General features: G+C 57.9%; 16 protein-coding genes and 2 pseudogenes. 6 read left to right on the top strand and 12 right to left on the bottom strand.

Going from position 1 to position 17,276, the window contains the following annotated elements; all coding sequences use genetic code 11:
• Window positions 1-94 precede the first annotated feature (94 nt).
• The 4 genes and pseudogenes from B0G76_RS16915 to B0G76_RS16900 all read left to right on the top strand — a co-directional run.
• Window positions 95-508, top strand: a pseudogene (locus B0G76_RS16915) (integrase); the annotation flags it as partial.
• A gap of 14 nt (window positions 509-522) precedes the next feature.
• The gene (locus tag B0G76_RS16910) at window positions 523-1,383 is read left to right on the top strand and encodes a hypothetical protein (RefSeq protein WP_259460606.1); all 861 of its coding nucleotides are present in this window, start codon (window positions 523-525) and stop codon (window positions 1,381-1,383) included.
• Window positions 1,384-1,439: 56 nt separating this feature from the next.
• The gene (locus B0G76_RS16905; RefSeq protein ID WP_120293622.1) at window positions 1,440-1,742 is read left to right on the top strand and encodes a group II intron maturase-specific domain-containing protein; all 303 of its coding nucleotides are present in this window, start codon (window positions 1,440-1,442) and stop codon (window positions 1,740-1,742) included.
• Between the two features lie 235 nt (window positions 1,743-1,977).
• A complete protein-coding gene (locus B0G76_RS16900; RefSeq protein WP_120293621.1) occupies window positions 1,978-2,298 on the top strand; it encodes a DUF4148 domain-containing protein in 321 nt (106 codons plus the stop codon).
• A 45-nt stretch (window positions 2,299-2,343) separates the two neighbouring features.
• On the opposite strand, the gene B0G76_RS16895 is transcribed toward B0G76_RS16900, so the two are convergent.
• The 12 genes and pseudogenes from B0G76_RS16895 to B0G76_RS16845 form a co-directional block, all read right to left on the bottom strand.
• Entirely contained in the window at window positions 2,344-3,687 is a 1,344-nt protein-coding gene (locus B0G76_RS16895) for an IS4 family transposase (RefSeq protein ID WP_120296455.1), read from the bottom strand.
• 421 nt (window positions 3,688-4,108) lie between these two features.
• Entirely contained in the window at window positions 4,109-4,873 is a 765-nt protein-coding gene (locus B0G76_RS16890) for a GntR family transcriptional regulator (protein WP_259460605.1), read from the bottom strand.
• Window positions 4,870-5,919, bottom strand: a complete 1,050-nt coding sequence (locus tag B0G76_RS16885) for a proline racemase family protein (RefSeq protein ID WP_120293620.1) — start codon at window positions 5,917-5,919, stop codon at window positions 4,870-4,872. Before B0G76_RS16885 ends, B0G76_RS16890 begins: the two co-directional genes overlap by 4 nt.
• A 12-nt stretch (window positions 5,920-5,931) precedes the next feature.
• Window positions 5,932-7,413: an aldehyde dehydrogenase family protein gene (locus B0G76_RS16880; protein WP_120293619.1), complete on the bottom strand. Its 1,482-nt coding sequence runs from the start codon at window positions 7,411-7,413 to the stop codon at window positions 5,932-5,934.
• Between the two features lie 12 nt (window positions 7,414-7,425).
• The gene (locus B0G76_RS16875) at window positions 7,426-8,718 is read right to left on the bottom strand and encodes an FAD-binding oxidoreductase (RefSeq protein ID WP_120293618.1); all 1,293 of its coding nucleotides are present in this window, start codon (window positions 8,716-8,718) and stop codon (window positions 7,426-7,428) included.
• Complete coding sequence (locus tag B0G76_RS16870) at window positions 8,715-9,731, bottom strand: 4-hydroxyproline epimerase (RefSeq protein ID WP_120293617.1); 1,017 nt, start codon at window positions 9,729-9,731, stop codon at window positions 8,715-8,717. The genes B0G76_RS16875 and B0G76_RS16870 overlap by 4 nt, the downstream gene beginning before the upstream one ends.
• 47 nt (window positions 9,732-9,778) lie before the next feature.
• A complete protein-coding gene (dapA, locus tag B0G76_RS16865; RefSeq protein ID WP_120293616.1) occupies window positions 9,779-10,657 on the bottom strand; it encodes a 4-hydroxy-tetrahydrodipicolinate synthase in 879 nt (292 codons plus the stop codon).
• A gap of 30 nt (window positions 10,658-10,687) precedes the next feature.
• The gene (locus B0G76_RS16860; RefSeq protein ID WP_120293615.1) at window positions 10,688-11,353 is read right to left on the bottom strand and encodes an amino acid ABC transporter permease; all 666 of its coding nucleotides are present in this window, start codon (window positions 11,351-11,353) and stop codon (window positions 10,688-10,690) included.
• A gap of 8 nt (window positions 11,354-11,361) precedes the next feature.
• Entirely contained in the window at window positions 11,362-11,748 is a 387-nt protein-coding gene (locus B0G76_RS43835; protein WP_259460838.1) for an ABC transporter permease subunit, read from the bottom strand.
• Window positions 11,749-11,766: 18 nt separating this feature from the next.
• A complete protein-coding gene (locus B0G76_RS43830) occupies window positions 11,767-12,033 on the bottom strand; it encodes an ABC transporter permease subunit (RefSeq protein ID WP_259460604.1) in 267 nt (88 codons plus the stop codon).
• Between the two features lie 10 nt (window positions 12,034-12,043).
• Window positions 12,044-12,875, bottom strand: a pseudogene (locus B0G76_RS16850) (amino acid ABC transporter ATP-binding protein).
• A 354-nt stretch (window positions 12,876-13,229) separates the two neighbouring features.
• Window positions 13,230-14,360: a porin gene (locus B0G76_RS16845; protein ID WP_120293614.1), complete on the bottom strand. Its 1,131-nt coding sequence runs from the start codon at window positions 14,358-14,360 to the stop codon at window positions 13,230-13,232.
• 420 nt (window positions 14,361-14,780) lie between these two features.
• On the opposite strand from B0G76_RS16845, the gene betC reads away from it, so the two are divergent.
• Window positions 14,781-16,331 (top strand): choline-sulfatase, encoded by a 1,551-nt coding sequence (gene betC / locus B0G76_RS16840; RefSeq protein ID WP_120293613.1) that lies wholly within the window; start codon window positions 14,781-14,783, stop codon window positions 16,329-16,331.
• Between the two features lie 102 nt (window positions 16,332-16,433).
• Window positions 16,434-17,147, top strand: coding sequence for a GntR family transcriptional regulator (locus tag B0G76_RS16835; protein ID WP_220700758.1), 714 nt, complete (start codon window positions 16,434-16,436; stop codon window positions 17,145-17,147).
• The last annotated feature ends 129 nt before the right edge of the window (window positions 17,148-17,276 follow it).

Raw genomic sequence — 17,276 nt, 5'->3', positions numbered from 1 at the left:
GGTTTGGAGAAAGTTGTCTGACCGGAGTGGGTCGGACAGCGCCCGCGGACAGGTGGCTCAGACTAGTTCTTCCTTCACTTGAAAGGAGAACGTCATGAAAGCGATTGACGAAGGAATCGCCGCGAGGATACCTTGGAACAAGGGCAGGCTGACGGGGCAGAAGCCTCCGCTGAAGCTCAGGGAAATCTGGGCCATTCGGATCCGCCTCCAACTTTCGGCGCGAGTTCGCGATCTCGCGATGTTCAATCTGGCAATCGACAGCAAACTGCGCGCGTGCGATCTGACGAAGCTGCGGGTTTGCGACGTTTGCCACGGGTACGCTGTCGCCAGCCGAACGACGATCATGCAGCAGAAAACTCAACGGCCGGTTCAGTTCGAGATCACAGAGCAGACCAGCGACAGTATCGGGACATGGATCAAGGCGGCAATGCTGACGCCGCCCGACTTCTTGTTCCCGAGCCGGCTCCACGAATCGCCGCATATCTCTACGCGTCAGTATTCGCGCCTAACGACACCGCCTTCATGAACGAATCCGTGTTCGACTTCTGCAAAGCGACCGGCATCGAGCTGACGCGTTCGCGCCCGTACAAGAAGAACGATCAGGCATGGGTCGAGCAGAAGAACGGTTCGATCGTGCGGCGGCTGGTGGGATACGGCAAACTGCGCGGGCTGGAGGATACGGAAGCGTTGGCCTCGCTGTATCGGGTCTCGCGGCTTTACATCAACTATTTCCAGCCGTCGTTCAAGCTTAAGTCCAAGACACGCCACGGGGCGCGCGTAACGAAGCGCTATGAGGCGCCGCTGACGCCACTCGAGCGCGTACTCCGTTCACCCTCTGTCCCTGAGGCGACCAAACTGGCGCTGCGAGAGCAGTTCCGCTCGCTCGATCCTGTCGACCTCTTACGCCGTATGCGCGAAGCGCAGCGACGTATCGCTGCATGCGCCGCCACAGAAGTAGCTGCAGCAGACGCCACGCCAGAACGCGACGCGACGATAGGTGACTTTCTGGCGGGTTTAGCCACGGCGTGGCAGGCGGGCGAAGTGCGTCCGACACACCGCAGAAAGGCCACGGTCCCACACGACTGGCGCACACGTCCTGATCCGTTCGAACACACATGGCCGAAGATACAGCAATGGCTGGAAACGGAGCCCGCGATCACCGCGAAGCAACTGCAGAACCGACTGATTGGGATGGCGCCGGCGATGTACTCAAGCGCTCAGCTTCGGACGCTACAGCGACGCGTTGCAGCATGGCGATCAAACCGCGCGAGGGAGCTGGTTACCAGAATCCTCGGTGAGCCCGATGCGATGGAGGCTGGCGCCGCTACGCAGCGCCAGCCTCCATCGCAGAACAACCCCGAGGTGACGATTACCCCGGAGTAACATCATTCCGTGAGGCAACACGACCGGCCATGCTGCTTGACGCTGTCTAGGCGTTACTGCGAAAGCTCAAGGATGTGTTCAGGCGATATAAGTCACAGCCAGTGGGTCGGGTTGTCGAATTGATCAACCCGGTGCTACGCGGCTGGGTGAACTACTTCGCTATTGGAAATTCCAGTGAGTGCTTCAGCTTCGTGAAAGACTGGGTGGAAAAGAAGATCCGGCGCCACATGCAGCGATCCCGGCAGCAACATGGCTTCGGCTGGAAGACGTGGAGTAAGCGGTGGCTGTATGGCGAACTGAAGCTATTCAATGGCTACAAGGTTCGCTACCAGACAGCGTCGAAAGCGTCCCCAGCATGATAGGTCCCATAAACGTTGACATGAAGCAAACAGGAGAGCGTAGTGCCGGAAAACGGCCCGCTGCGTTCGATGAGGCGGGAGCTGGAAACGTGGCCATGGCAGCCGGATTGAGGCCCACTGCGAAAGCGGCGGAACTGCCACCGGAGCCTAACGTGCGCGCGCCAGTTCTCGACCCTACAAGACTAATGGCTGCATGGAGCACCTATCTTTCAATGTCTCAACGTCGGAGGCTGATATGAACCGTCGCAACACAGTTTCATCGACTCTTGCCATATCGATTATTCTCGGATTGATTTGCCCGACAATTGCCTTCGCGCAGGATGGAAGCAGCGGGCCAACGATTTCAGCCAATTCCGCGACTAAACAATCACAAAATGCACAGCGAAAAGCTGAGCGCAAAGCTAATCGGGCACAAAAAAATGCAGAGTTGGGTCAGCTCGAGAAACATGGCTACAATCCCGCCAAAGACCAAACTACCTATCCGCAAGATTTACACAACGCTCAGAAAAAGTTAAATTCTGAGAAGCAAGGTGCCAAGCCGACTTCGGAACCTTAAAAGCTATATTACTGTACCGCGAAGGTCCCCGTTATGCGCATCGGCTTATACACAATTTCCAGCGTGACCGCCGGCACGTAACTTCTGCAATGTCTTGGCAGCGACATGAACCTCTTTGAGTCCCAGCCAAATAGCTTTCGCGCCGGGTTCGCCATCGCCCTTGCGGCCGAGGAATCCGCCTAGGCGCGCGATCAAGCGCAGCACCTCGTTGAGCTTGGGCTTGGCCGGCTGCTTGACGTCGGTCAGCAAATACGCGCCGCGAATTTCATCGACATCGAAGAACAGTTCGGCATCCAGATCGGGGCAACTGCGGCCCCTGTGCATCAGATGGACGATTCGCCAAGCCGCGACCAGAAACAGCGCCAGCGCGCGCTCGAGCCGTTCGATCGCGCCCAGTTGCAGCGCCTCGACACGACAACCGTTCTTCAGCACGTTGAACAGGATCTCGATTTCCCAGCGCGCCCGATACCAGTCGATCAGTTCAATCGCTTCCTTCAGCGTCGTGGCTTCGCGGTTGGTAAGCAAGCGCCATTCGATCGGCTTGACGCCGCTTGGTGCATCAAACTCACGCGCCACCAGACACGTGGCCGCTACGCTTTGACCCACGCCTGCCGGCAGTTCGATGCGCCGCAACCATACGTGCTGACGCACCTGGCGCGCCTTCACGCCGTGACGCGAGCCCATCGTGAAGGCAATCTCGCCGAGCGGTGCGTCTTCTGTCGTCGCCGTCCACAGCTTGGCTCCCTCGGGCAGCGCGCGATCGTGGGTCGAGCGAATCAGCCAATCCGCCGGCGTGCCCAACTCCTGCGCCCGCACCATCAGCGCGAGCATGTCTGCCTCGCGATCAGCGACGTACACCAGTCGCGTGTACGGCAGGCTCGATGCCGTTTCCGCTACCCGCTCGTAACCCTCGATCCAGCGCAGGCTTTCCTTGAGGCCGCCGCGCTTGCCCTGCGCGTCCTTGGGCTCACGCGCCCACATCCACGCGTCGAGTACACCCAGCGGCACCCGCTCAGGCGTCACCGCATAGGTCGGGTGCAAATACATCCCGCGCTGCATCTCGTAAGACAGTGGCCCAAGGCCCGCGGCCTGCCGGCCGTTGAAATCCAGTTCCGTGGTGTCCTGCAGGCACAACACGACCGACTGAGCGGCCATTCGTTGCTCGGTCTGCCGCCAGTGCGGCTCCAGAATCGCACTCCACTCGACCTCGCCGTTGTCGAAGAAGCGGTACGCCGCCATCGTCTCGCCCCAGCCCCGACACGCCTGCGGCACGCCAGCCGTCGGCTTGGCCGCCAATCGTTCCATCAATGTCCTCGCTCGCTTGTTCAGGCGCGCGTCGCCAAGGTCGAGGTCAGCAAATTCGGTTTCCGTCCAGTACGGTGCTTCCAGGGCCAAGGCGTTCACGCAAAAAGCGAGAGTAAACGCGGCGCGCCGAAAGTTTACAAGCCCCGGTCTATCTCATTGCTCGACGACGGTTTGTTCCGGCCTACCGTCGCGGAGGCCAGACTTGTGTATAAGACGATGCGTTATGCGACGTTCCGCCTCGCTCTGACCGGTTAGGTTTATGTGTCTCTTACACGAACGAGGCGTGGAGCAAAGCTTATGTGTCTCTTACACGAACGAGGCGTGGAGCAAAGGTATCCGGCGTGCTCCCGGCTCATACTTCCGACCGGGGGAACCCGTTTCTAAGTGGTTCAGATTCAACGGCGACGTCTGACGTCCCCGAGCTACGGGCGTTTATGAAAGGACTGTCGCGCAATTAGTAGACTTGAAAAAGGCAGCCTTGGAGAGACCAAAGCTGCCTGGAATTTCATAGAACCGCCATCGATTCGGTCATGTTCTGGCGCATGTAGTCGAGGAATCGCTTCTGGAATAGCATGGTATGTTCGTGCGCCAGCTTTTCTGCAGCATCTGCGTCTTTTCGTTCAATAGCGTCAATCAGCTCTTCGTGGTCTCGCCCCAGCTTCGTCGCGGTTGGCGAAGTGACCGTGAAGTCAAAATGCAAATGAAGCAGTCGCTGACCTTCGCCTAGGAGCCGCTCGTAATATCCAACGAAGTAGGGGTTGTTCGCTGCATGTGCGATGACCATGTGCAGCGCCTTGTTCGTTTCGGACATTTCCTGAAAATCGCCACTTCCGACTGCATGCATGTACACGTCATCTGCTTTTCGGATACGCGCAAGGTCCGCATCGGTCCGATGCATCGCAGCCAGTCGCGTGACCGCACGCTGGATGAGGTCTAGTGCCGAAATGTATTTGGGGAATTCTTCAATTTCGAACGGCGTGACCAGCGTTGTCCGGTTCGGAAGAATTGTCACCAGTCCTTCGCTAGTCAGTCGAGCGAGTGCATCGCGCACAGGCGAGCGCGAAAGTCCGAACTGCGCGGCGAGAGAAACTTCATCTAGCGGGGCGCCCGGCTTGAGTTGCAGCGTCAGAATCTGCTTTCGCAGTTCTTCGTAGATGTATCGCCCGCCATGCCGGCGCCCAGGGGCCTCTGTCTCAGTCTTACTTTTGCTCATCGCTTCACCGCCATAATCGTGGGCCCGGAAAGACGGGCGCGCAATTGAGTTTATCATCGCGTGCCCTCCTCATCGGGATTGGGGAAACCTTGGCCCCACGTATCGCTCAGCATGAAGCCATCGGCTAGCGGGTCGTCAGGGTCGACCCCGATTTGCTGAAAGCCATATACCCAAGCCCGACCATGAATGCGCGGAAGCACCGCCGGTCTACCGCCGACCTCGGTTTTCCCGAGCAACTCGATGTTAAATTCCCCGCCAATGGTTGACCGCGATTTCAGCCGACTGCCAATTCCTACCAGCCCTCTCGCGGACAGCGTTGCAAGATTGGCCGAGCTTCCAGTTCCGCACGGCGACCTGTCAACTCGACCCGGGGGCAAGGTTGTACACGTCTGATAGAGCTCGTCACTGACGCGATTGCGGAACATCACGTAGGCGACCTCGTTAATCTGAGGGTACAGCGGATGCCGGACCCGAATCTGCTGGTTGATGACGTCCCTCAGCGCGACGCCGAGTTCCGCGAGCTCACGAGCATTCTCAGGAGCAATCTTCAACCCAACCTGTGTGACATCAATAAGGGCGTAATAGACCCCGCCAAAGGCGATATCCGTCTTAATCTTTCCAAACTGTGCTGTATCGAAACAGAAGTCCAACTGCTCGACGAACGAAGGAACCATGTCCAGCGACACCCCCGTGCAGCGTCCATCGGCGCAGGTCGCGCGCGCAGTCACCAAGCCCGCTGGCGTATCGAGCACAACGGTTGTTTCCGGCTCCTGCATCTCGACCATGCCAAGTTCGAGCAGCGCGGTAACTACGCAGATAGCGTTGCTCCCGGACATCGGATGCGCCTTATCCGCCTGAAGCACGATAAAGCCGGCATGTGCTTCCGGGCGAGTCGGCGGCAGCAGTAGATTGACCGACATCTGCAGGCAGCCGCGTGGTTCGAGCACGACCAGTCTGCGCAGACTGTCGTCGACCTCGTTGATGTAGTTCATTTTGTCGAGCATGGTCTCACCCGGAATTCCGACAACACCTCCAGTGATGACCTTGCCAATCTCGCCTTCGCAATGCACATCTACGAGTTGGAGCGTCTTTTTCCAGCGCATGATTGACCTGCCTTACTTGATGTACCAGCCCCACGGTTTGTCACTGTCGTACCGCGTAATCTGCTTCGTTTCCAGATAGTTGTTCAGGCCCCATTCGCCGAGTTCACGGCCGATGCCACTTTGTTTATAGCCCCCCCATGGGGCTTCCGTGAACGTGGGCTGCGAACAGTTTACCCAGACGATACCCGCGCGCAGCGCTCGCGCGACACGCTCACAGCGCTCATTGTTGCGCGACATGACTGCGGCAGCGAGACCAAAGCGTGAGTTGTTTGCGGACCGCACAGCCTCCGCCTCATCGTCAAACGGTCGAATACAGACTACAGGTCCGAAGATTTCTTCATTCCAGACCCAACTGTTTTCTGGAACATCCGCGAATACGACGGGCTCCATGAAGTAACCCTTGTCGAGGTGGGCCGGCCGCCCTCCGCCTGTCACGAGCCGTGCACCATCTTCCTTGCCTCGCGCCACGGCCTCGAGCACCTTGTCGTACTGCCCACGGCTAACGAGTGGACCGAGCAACACATCGTCCTGAAGCCCATTCCCGATGGTGATTTTGCGCGTTTCCTCTTCGAGACGTTTGAGCAGACACTCATAAATTCCGCGCTGCACGAGAACTCGTGACGTCGCGGAGCAAACCTCGCCCTGGTTCCAGAAGATACCGAACATAATCCACTCGACCGCCGCGTCGATGTCGCTGTCATCGAAGATGATAAAGGGCGACTTGCCACCCAACTCAAGGCTAATGTTCTTTATGTCGCGCGCCGCGGCCTGCATGATGCGGCTACCCGTAGGAACGCTGCCCGTGAAGGCGAGCTTGTCGATGTCGGGATGCTCGGACAGCGGCGCACCAGCGTCTGCGCCGAGGCCCGTAACAACGTTCAGGACGCCCGGCGGCAAGTCAGCAGCAGCTGCGATGTTGGCCAACTCGAGTGCTGTGAGCGGAGTAAGCTCGGACGGCTTCAGGACCATCGTGCAACCCGCTGCCAATGCCGGCGCAACTTTCCAGGCCGCCATCAGCATCGGGAAGTTCCAGGGAATGATGGCGCCGGCAACGCCAACAGGCTCTTTGCGCGCAATCGAGCTGAAACGGTCATCGGAGAGCGTGACTGGCTTCTCAGCGCTTTCATCAAGCTGCTCGGCCAGGTTTGCGTAGTACTCGAAACAGCCTGCCGCATCGCCCAGGTCCCAAAGTGCTTCGGGAAGTGGCTTGCCGTTATCCCGGACCTCAATTTCTGCAAGTTCCTGCAGGCGGTCCCTGATGCCCTTGCCGATGCGGCGAAGAATAACGGCACGGTCGGCGCCACTCATTCTTGCCCACGGCCCTTCGTCGAACGCCTTACGAGCCGCCTTGACCGCAAGGTCTACGTCCTCCGCTGTCGCGGCCGCCACCTTTGCAATGACCTGTTCATTGCTCGGGTCGATAGTTTCAAAGGTCCCGTTTTTGACTGGCGCAACCCACTGGCCGTCAATAAAAAGTCGTTCGTACGATTCCATGTATTCGTCTCTTCAGGAGAAGCGGTATGCGCTGAACGGCGCGAGATTTTGCTTGGTAGGCCGTCCGGCGACCATGTCTGCGATAAGTTTGCCAGTCGTCGCGCCGAGGGTAAGGCCCAGTTGCCCATGACCGAACGCCATGAAGACGTTTCCAAGTCTCCGGGACCGGTCGATGATGGGTTTCGTGTCGGGAAGGAATGGGCGGTATCCAACTCCATACTCAACCTGCGAAGTTTGCAATTCCGGCAGTACGCGCCTGGCCTTCTCGAGGATGATGTCCGCGCGCTTGAAGTTAGGCTTTGCGCCGGCTCCCGCAAATTCGATAGTGCCGCCAATCTGCAAACCCCGTGTCATCGATGCGAAGCAGAAGCCGCCGTCCGCGTAAATGGTGGAGTGACGAATCTCAACGCCAGGATTCGTGACAACGGCCTGGTAGCCCGCAATACCTTCCAGCGGGACGCTTATGCCGAGAGATTTAAAGAAGCGCTTCGCGCCGGTACCTGCGGCGACCACAACGTGTTGAGCTGCAACCCGTTCTCCATTGGCGAGCGCGACCCCGGTCGCACGGCCGTTGGACTCGTCGATGCTTTTCGCTTCGGTTCGAACTCGCCGGCCTCCTTGCGCGATAAAACTTTCGGTCAACGCGGCGATGAAACCCATCGTGTCGCTGACTGCACGCCAGTCGGGAAAGATGAGGCCATGTGAAAACTTGCCGGCAAGAGCAGGCTCAAGGTCGCCGATTTCCTGCGCGTTAATGCGTTGCGACTTGAATCCAAGCGACTGGCGAAGTTCGAGGTGGGGCAATTCGTGAGTCAGTCCTTTCGGGTCGTCGAAGACTTCCAGGACGGGACGTTCGCCCATCAGGGTCTTGTCGTCACAAGCATCGAGCAGCGGGGCGTAGTCATCGTAGACGTCGTGTGTCAGTGTCGCCATGGCCTGCGCAATGTCAACAATCTTCGCGTGCCTTGCGTTCATCATGAACCGGAAGAACCACGGGATGATTCCCGGAAGAGCGCTCGGGCGAAGCGCAAGCGGCCCCTTCTGGTCCATCAGCCAGCCTGGAATCTTCATGAGGATGCCCGGCTTCGACAGCGGAATGATTTCACTGACCGCCATCTGGCCGCAACTCCACTTCGCCGTGCTGTCTCCCGGGACCTCCGGGTCGATGAGCGTGACTGCGTAGCCGCCGCGTTGGAGATATAGCGCGCAGCACACACCGACTATACCGCCCCCAATGACAACGGCGGACTCCTCGTTGGAGGGAAGTAGGTTACACGAAGAAAACTCGCGAGGAACTGCGTTCAATTCACATACTCCTGCAAGCTGAAGCCATGAGCGTATGGCTGTGAGTCGTCAACATAGTGGTCCGTTCGCCCCGTAATCCACGCACGTCCTTCAATACTGGGGAGGACCGCGTCCAGACCACTTTTTAATTTTGTTGTTGCTTCCACCCGACCGGTGAAGCAACTTCCAATCAGGCTCTGATGGCGAAAAGGCTGTCCAAGACCGAGCTGGCCGCGTGCATGCCGCTGTGCCACGCGCGCTGAGGTTCCGGTTCCGCAGGGAGAGCGGTCAATCAGACTGTCGCCGGCGATAACCACCGAGCGCGCGTCTGCGTCGTCAGATACCGGCGCCCCGGTCCACATCGTGTGCCTCACACCGCGGATGCCCGGGTTGTCAGGGTGTACAACGTCAACGGCCTCGTTCACAGCGAGCTGCATCCGTCGCCCCCATTCAAGCAACTGTTCCGGGGAGAAGTGATGGCATCCCGGGAAGTTCGCCTGAATTTCCACAATTGGATAAAAGTTTCCGCCGTACGCGATGTCGATGACGAGCGTGCCGAAATACGGATGCACAATTTCAACGTCGCGATGAAGGAGGAAACTCGGCACATTCGTGAACCGAACGGATTCAACACGGCCCCTATCCATCACGTAATTCGCTGTCAGCTTTCCGGCGGGCACGTCTACGATGACGGTGCCGGGCGACCTCGGACAAATCAGACCTGCTTCAAGAGCAAACGAGATGGAACCGATGGACGCGTGTCCGCACATCGGAAGGCACCCCGACGTTTCGATGAAAATGAGGCTCATGTCTGCATCCGCCGAAAGTGGTGGATACAAAAGCGTCCCGGACATGTGCGAATGCCCGCGGGGCTCAAGCATCAATGCGCGACGAACCCAATCGTGGCTCTCGATGAAGGATTTCCGGCGCTCATCCATCGTCGCGCCGGAGAGTGGCGGCGTTCCGTCGATTACCATCCGCACGGGCATACCCTCGGTATGTCCTTCGATGCTCTTAAAGCTATGGTTGCTCATCGAGTTGCCTGGAAAGAGTGCCGACGAATCGCTTCTCCGGCTTCGCGTTACGCCTGAGCGCCTTCGAAAACGTTGCGGAAGTCGGCTTTCTCTTCATCCGTGAGCGGCTGGAGAGGCATGCGGGCCGCACCAACCTTGAAGCCAGCAAGCTCACAGCCGTACTTCACTTTTTGCACGAACTTGCCAGCTTCCATGGTCGCCATGACGGGGAAGAGCGAGCGCATCACTTCCTGGGCGCCGCGGATGTCGCCCGCGGTGAACTTGCTGTAGAAATCCACGACAGGCTTCACAAAGCAGTTCGCCGGGCCGCAAATCCAGCTGCTCGCGCCCCAAAGGAAGAAGTCAAGGGCCTGGTCGTCGGAACCGCAGGATAGTTGATAGTTGTCCTTGTACTTCTCACCGATTTCGATTGCGCGGAGCAGGTTGCCGCTGCTTTCCTTGATGCCGATGACGCGCGGATGGTCCTTGAACGCCTCCAGCACACCGAAGCCGACTTCCACGTTCGTGCGAACCGGATAGTTGTAGAGAACAATGTCGACGTCCGGAACTGCCTTCAGAATCGCATCGTAGTGACCGATGAGTTCTTCCTGCGACGGCAGAGCGTAATACGGCGGAGCGATGAGAACGTTTTTGTAGCCAGCGTCGCGAACGAGTTGAACCTGTTCGATGACTTCGCGCGTGCACGAGCCGTTTGCGCCGCCAATGAGCATGCCGCGGTCACCGACGACCTCGAGGACCGTCTTGAGAATCGCGCGACGTTCGTCATGCGTCAAGGCGTAGTATTCACCCGTCGAGCCGAGGGGCACGAAGCCGTTGACGCCGGCCTTCAACTGGAATTCGAGAATGTTCGCGAGCGTGTCGTGGTCGACTGCGCCAGCTGCGTTGAACGGCGTGACGAGTGCGGGCAGGATGCCTTTCATTTGCATTTGAGTTTCTCCAACTGTTCAGCAGGTAAGTTAATAGGCGAAGCGTCTGAGAAAGCGCAATTCGATAAAGCCAACCAGACGGGTCAAGGGGAACGCCACAAGGAAGTAGATGACTGCAACGGCGGTCAGGAACTCCACCGGGCGTGCGGTTGCATTCGAAATGCTCTGGCCGACGAACATGAGGTCAGCGATACCGACCGACGAAATCAGCGCGCTCTCCTTGAAGAGGCTGACGATGTTCGAGAGCAACGGCGGGATAGCGCGCAGCAGCGCTTGCGGAAAAATCACGTAGAGAATCTTCGCTTGCGGCGGCAGGCTCAATGCGATACACGCGTCGTGTTGTTCCGACGAAATCGACTTCAGTGCTCCGCGGAAGGTTTCGCTGGTAACTGCCGCCATGTACATAGTCAGAGAAATGACCACCGACGCGTAGGGCGGAATTGCCACGTGAAACACAACAGGGAAGCAGAAGAATACCCAGAAGAGCTGAATGAGCAGTGGCGTGCCTCGGAAGAACTGCACGTAAAACGTTGTCACACCTTTGATGAACGGGTTCGTCGACATCCGTAGCAAGCTAAGAATGAAGCCGGCAACACTGCCCATAACTGCACAGCTGCTCGTGAAGGCAATCGTGATACCGAGGCCCTTGAGAAGCACGGCCCAGTAGGGGAGGACGGAAGAAAAATCGAAAGTCATCGTGAACCTCAACGCTGAACGGCCGCGTCTTGACGACGCTCAACAACATGGACCAGCTTCGAGATGGGCAAAGTGAGAGCGAAATAGATGAGCGCAATAACCGAGTACGTCTCCAAAGGACGGTAGGCCTCAGTTGCCAGGCTCTTCCCGACGTACATCAAGTCCGCTACCGCAACGATTGCCACCAAAGCGCTCTGCTGCAAGCTGCCGATACCGTTGGTCATCAGGACGGGCATTGCGTTTCGCAGCGCCTGCGGCAGCACAACGTAAATAGTCCGTTGCCAGGGACGCAAGCCCAGCGCTACGCATGCATCAAGGTGCTCCTTCGGCACTGCCTGAACTCCGGCACGATAGGCCTCTGCATTGAAGGCGGTCAGGTTCAGCCCGAGTGCCAGGACCCCATGGTGAGCGGGTCAATGAACACGTCGAAGAGCATCGGGATGGCAGTAGAAGAACCAGACAATCTGCAAAAGCGCCGGCGTGCAACGGAAGAACTCGATGAAAAGCTGTGCCGGCCAGCGAAGCAACACCAGGCGGCTCATTGCGAGCAGGCAGAGCAGGAAGCCGAAGGTGAGTCCAATGGCGTTGGACGCGATTGCCAGCTCGAGAGTCACTCGCAGTCCTGAAAGCAACTGGCCGATGTTGCCTTCGAGAAAACTGAAGTCAAAGTGATAGTTCATGGCTTCGCCTTCAGTCGAAATGCAGGACTTTTTCGAGGAATTCGCGCGTGCGGGTTTCCTTCGGCGACTTGAACATCTGGGCCGGCGCCCCTTGTTCGACGATTTTTCCGCTGGCGCAGAAGACCACGCGCGTGCCAATGTCGCGGGCAAAATGCATGTCGTGGGTCACGATAATCATGGCCATCTTCTGCTCGGCCAGCTGCATCATCACGTTCTGCACTTCGACGACCATTTCGGGGTCCAGGGCGCTCGTCACTTCGTCGAACAGCATCAGCTTGGGTTCGAGCATGAGTTGCACGAGCGATTGCCACCCGCTGCTTCTGACCGCCGGAGAGCTGGCTTGGGTATGCGTTGAGCTTGCTTTCGAGACCCAGGCGAGCGAGGTACATGCGGGCTCGCTCGGTGGCTTGGGCCTTGGACATCCCAGCGGTCTTCATCGGCGCCAGGATGAGGTTGCCCAGCACGGAAAGATGGGGAAAGAGCGTGTAGTGCTGGAAGACCATCCCAATCTGCTTTTGCAAGCGCGCGTCGATGCGCTTGCCGCCGCTCTTCTCACCGCGGATGTACGTCTGACCCTGGAAGCCGATTTCGCCGGATTGCATGCCTTCGAGGCCCATCATGACGCGCAGGAGGGAGCTTTTTCCGCTGCCACTGGGACCAATGATGACGAGGCGGTCGTCGGCTCGCATGTCGAGGTCCAGATGGTCCATGACGACCAGGTTCTCGCCGTAGGATTTGTAGACCTGGCGGAACTGCACGAAATCGCCAGTGGTTTGAACGGGAAGGTCGTAGCCAGCAGATTGCCGGTTCGGATTAAGGGCCATGGTTTGAGGTGACAACATTGAAAAATCTCCAGCAATGCGCCCCGCGGACGCTTCGATGCGGTGGTGCCACGTTCGCCGCCAGAAAGACCAAGGTCGAATCGGATGCAGCGTTGTGTGGCTCAATGTGTGCAACTATGTACACATAGTAGGAAGTCAAAATTCTCTTTGTCAACCAACAAATGCCGTGGCCAGGGAAATCCCGCACGCTTTCTTTGTACCGTTCGCGCGCACTGCAGGAACGACTACTAGAGCCACGTGAGTCCGATAGTCAGTGCGGTGGGCGCTGACCCCCATATGACTGAACAATAGTCACTGACGGGGCGACGGTTAAAGCGCCCGGTGACAGCCTTAGAATGTGCGACGTACGCCGGGTTAGAACCTGTGGCGAATGCCGAGGCGGACGACGGTTTGACGAGCGCTACCCGGTGCTTCCGTCGAGGTCGGTCCGATTGCGTAGATGGTCGCGAACGTCGCATCGCCAGCGGCTTTCTGAAAAATTCCCATGGCAAAGACGTCACTTCGCTTCGACAGGTTGTAGTCGAGCATCAGATTGGCTTCGTGCCACTTCGGCCTAAGGTCCCCAGTCGCTGATGCCTGTTTGCCATTCGTGAAGAAGTAGCCGCCCGAGAGCGACAGTTGAGGCGTAATCGTGTACGTGGCATTCACTTCATAGTTGTCGAGCCGGAGATAGCTCGAGACGATGGGGCCCGACGTTATTCCGTCCAACACAGTGCGTGCCCAGGACGCAGCCAGTTTCAGGCTGCCGATAGTGTACGTACCGCCCGCCCCGTAAATTCGCTGCCGTCCAGCCACGAAAGGTGCGTCGGCAGTTGAAGAGACCGCGCCGTCCGTGTTCTTGCCCGGATTGTCCAATTGCTCAAAGGCCGCGGCCAGGTACAGCGGACCGTTTGCATACGAGCCCCCTACGCTGAACGACCGGTTCTGCTTGAACCCGCCAGCCTGGTTGCTGAAGCCGTACATCGTGCCGAACGTGAGGCCGTTCCAGATTGGGCTTGTGTACTTGACCGAGTTGTCCGTACGGAAGTCGTTGCCGATGTTGTCGCTATCGAACGGATGGCACATGTAGCCGCCGCCGTACGTCCCGCACGAAGTCAACGGATAAAGATAGTCGACCACCGGGTCGTACTGGCGCCCCATCGTCAACTTGCCCCAGTTCTGGCCGGTCGCTCCAATCCACGCGAGGCGTCCAAACATTCTGCCGCCCTGGCCCAGGTTGCCGTTCGCAACACTGAATCCGTTTTCGAGCGCAAAGATGACCTTGTTGCCGCCACCTATGTCTTCAGCACCCTTAAGCCCGAAGCGGCTCGCCTGCGGCGGTCCGTCGGATAGGGTGAACGCGTGCCCCCCGTTGCCGGTTTTGAGATTGCTGACGTAGTTGAACCCCGCGTCGATGATGCCGTAGAGGGTCACGCTACTTTGTGCTTGAGCAGCACTCGCGAGAAGCAATGTACTTGCTGCCGCGACAAGCCTGGAAGTTTTCATTGTGGACTCCTAATTGTAGGATGCAACGAACCTAGGTTGTCTAACGCCTTTATTTGCGCAGCCTGGCAAATCACCCGCCACTGGCTGCGCTCGTCATCTGCTGGTTGATGGCGACTCCCCATTCACATCGCCAGCTCACCAACTAGCCGCGCTCACTGTATACAGCGCAGTGTGCAGTTGGCCAATTATGTCGCCTCATTTTCGACAAGGTCAAGCCGCCAAAAACACCAGATACGGCCAGACACCCGAAAATATCGGTAAAAACCATGGTTAACGATAAGCAGAATTGTCGTGGGCGTATGACAAACCGCTTGCATTGTCGTTTTATTTTCGACAAACTTCTAATCAAGCGTCGCCGCGGGCCAGCCCAAATCTCGCCTCGCAGTAGCGACATTCGCCGCCGAAACAGGAATCGTGTGAATGAAAAAGCCGAACATTGTCTTCATCATGGCCGACCAGATGACTGCCTACGCGTTGTCGGCCTACGGGAATAAGGTCACGAAAACGCCCAACCTTGACCGCCTTGCCGCCGAAGGCACGGTGTTCGAGAACGCCTACTGTCCTTATCCGCTGTGTGCCCCGTCCCGCTTCGCACTGATGGCTGGAAGGCTTCCTTCGAGAATTGGCGCGTACGACAACGCAACTGAATTCCCGGCAGCAGTGCCGACGTTCGCGCACTATTTGCGAGACGCTGGTTACTACACCTGTCTGTCCGGAAAAATGCATTTCGTGGGTCCCGACCAGCATCACGGTTTCGAAGACCGACTCACGACTGAGATTTATCCGGCCGATTTCAGTTGGACGCCGTTGACCTACGACGAAGTGGGCGACCCGGAGAAGCCGACTACGCATGTGAAGACTCAGGGTGTATCGAGCGTCGAGACAGTCGCAGATGCAAGTGCCGTCGCGCGGTCCCTGCAAATTGACTACGACGACGAGGTGGCGCGTCGAGCTGTTCAGCAGATTTATGACTGGCGCCGTTATGGTGATGGACGGCCGCTATTCATGACGGTTTCGTTCACGCAGCCGCACGACCCGTACGTATCGACGCCAGAGTTCTGGGACCTGTACAAAGATGAGGACATCGATGCGCCTCGTGTTGCGAAGATTCCTCTCGAGCAGATGGACCCGCACAGCCGCGGACTCTTCTTCCACTACGGCCTCGACAAGTTCAACGTCACCGAAGACGTATATCGGCGGGCGCGCCACGGCTACTACGCGATGATTTCGTACATCGACAAGCGCGTGGGCGAGATTCGTGCGGCGCTGGAGGCGACAGGGATGGCGAAAGACACCATCCTGATGTTCACTTCGGACCATGGAGATATGCTTGGCGAGCGAGGCTTGTGGTTCAAAAAGAATCTCTTCAACCCGGCGCTCTCCGTTCCGCTCCTTTATTTCGACCCCCGCAAACAGGGCTTGAACCGGGTAAAGGCGCCGGTCTCGCTTGTTGACGTGTTGCCTACCCTGGTCGATATCGCAACCGGAAGCGAAGACGCAATTGTTACCCCGTTTGAGGGCAGTAGCCTTCTCCCCCTTATGTGTAAGGACGAGCCTGAGCGGGTTGTGCTCGCAGAGCACCTTGATGGCGGGACGAAAGCGCCTCGGGTGATGGTGCGCAAGGGCGACTACAAGCTCGTGTATTCGAAAGCCTATCCGCCGCAGCTTTATAATCTGGCGGACGACCCCGGCGAGCGGCTGAATCTGGCCGAGAACCCGGACTACCGTGCCGTCTTCGAGGAACTCAAGCGGATTTTGTCGAAGACCTGGGACCTTGGTCACTTGCGGGACGAGGTCGTCGCAAGCCAGCGTACCCGTCAGTTCCTCTTGCGCGCATTGCAGACAGGCAAGGTCATGGATTGGGAAACATATCCCAACGCCATTCGCGAACATACGAAATTTGTCCGGCGCGGGGAGTATTTCCCGGAGGTCGAACAGCGTTCGTACCTTCGACTTCCCGACAGCGATTGAGTCGAAGAGTGGATTGCGCCCGTCGCTCCCCGTTCGAAGATTCGAAGCCAGCGCTCGCGCTGCACTGCTTCGCCAGGAATCTGTGACCAAATGAATAGCAACGTGAACGACGACGACCGCCGCGGTAAGGGGCCGAGCTCAAAAGTTGTATACGACACCTTGCGCGACGAGATTCTGAATCTTGTCCAGCGCCCGGGACGACTTCTCGACGAGGCGACCCTTGCTGACCGGTTTCAGCTCTCCCGTTCACCTATCAGGGAGGCGCTGATACGACTCGTTGGGGACGGTCTGGCCGCCGTGCTGTCAAACAGAAGCACCATTGTTTCGCCTATCGACCTTGAGGCTTTCCCCAAGTACGTGGAAGCGCTTGGCGTAGCCCACCGTCTGAACTGCAGACTCGCCGCAGAAAACCGGACAGACGATGATTTGGAGGCAATGGCGTCAACGAACGGATATCTGCTTGAGTGTATTGCGACGGAAGATTATCTGCTGGTTTCAGCGGCAAACAAGTCATGCAATATGGCTGTCGCACGTGCAGGTCGCAATCCATATCTGGCGGCGTTCTACGAGCGTTTGCTGGACGAGCGGCGACGTATGTTCAACCTTCACATCGAGCATCTCGGCAAGTCGCACCTGGCGACCCAGTTGTACCAGCAGCACGACCTGATGCTCAAGGCCGTTCGCTCTGGTGAGCCCGACCTTGCGGACAATCTCGCACTTGACCAGACGCGACAGTTTCGGGAGAGCTTTCTGCAGTTCATGCGAACCGACCAGATAGCGGCCATCGACCTGGGCCAATCTGTCTATGTTCCGTGAGATGGTGAACCAGGTCAATGTTATCTGATTCGCGTCCGGCCTCTCCCGTAAAGGGAAGGACCGGGCGATAGCAGCAAAAATGATTCACACAATGTTAGGAATACTACAGTTACACCCACGTTTCAAACC

Origin of the sequence: Paraburkholderia sp. BL23I1N1, assembly GCF_003610295.1 — a bacterium.
Classification (GTDB): Bacteria; Pseudomonadota; Gammaproteobacteria; order Burkholderiales; family Burkholderiaceae; genus Paraburkholderia.
Note: the sequence above shows the minus strand (reverse complement) of the source record. Positions and strands in the feature narration are given on the sequence as shown.

What these genes read in the sequence shown, in the direction of transcription:
- B0G76_RS16870 (WP_120293617.1), bottom strand. Translation starts at nt 9,731, where the DNA reads ATGAGCAACCATAGCTTTAAGAGCATCGAAGGACATACCGAGGGTATG.
- B0G76_RS16885 (WP_120293620.1), bottom strand. Translation starts at nt 5,919, where the DNA reads ATGCGCTGGAAAAAGACGCTCCAACTCGTAGATGTGCATTGCGAAGGC.
- betC (WP_120293613.1), top strand. Translation starts at nt 14,781, where the DNA reads ATGAAAAAGCCGAACATTGTCTTCATCATGGCCGACCAGATGACTGCC.
- B0G76_RS16860 (WP_120293615.1), bottom strand. Translation starts at nt 11,353, where the DNA reads ATGACTTTCGATTTTTCTTCCGTCCTCCCCTACTGGGCCGTGCTTCTC.
- dapA (WP_120293616.1), bottom strand. Translation starts at nt 10,657, where the DNA reads ATGCAAATGAAAGGCATCCTGCCCGCACTCGTCACGCCGTTCAACGCA.
- B0G76_RS16910 (WP_259460606.1), top strand. Translation starts at nt 523, where the DNA reads ATGAACGAATCCGTGTTCGACTTCTGCAAAGCGACCGGCATCGAGCTG.
- B0G76_RS16890 (WP_259460605.1), bottom strand. Translation starts at nt 4,873, where the DNA reads ATGATAAACTCAATTGCGCGCCCGTCTTTCCGGGCCCACGATTATGGC.
- B0G76_RS43830 (WP_259460604.1), bottom strand. Translation starts at nt 12,033, where the DNA reads ATGAACTATCACTTTGACTTCAGTTTTCTCGAAGGCAACATCGGCCAG.
- B0G76_RS16845 (WP_120293614.1), bottom strand. Translation starts at nt 14,360, where the DNA reads ATGAAAACTTCCAGGCTTGTCGCGGCAGCAAGTACATTGCTTCTCGCG.
- B0G76_RS16900 (WP_120293621.1), top strand. Translation starts at nt 1,978, where the DNA reads ATGAACCGTCGCAACACAGTTTCATCGACTCTTGCCATATCGATTATT.
- B0G76_RS16880 (WP_120293619.1), bottom strand. Translation starts at nt 7,413, where the DNA reads ATGGAATCGTACGAACGACTTTTTATTGACGGCCAGTGGGTTGCGCCA.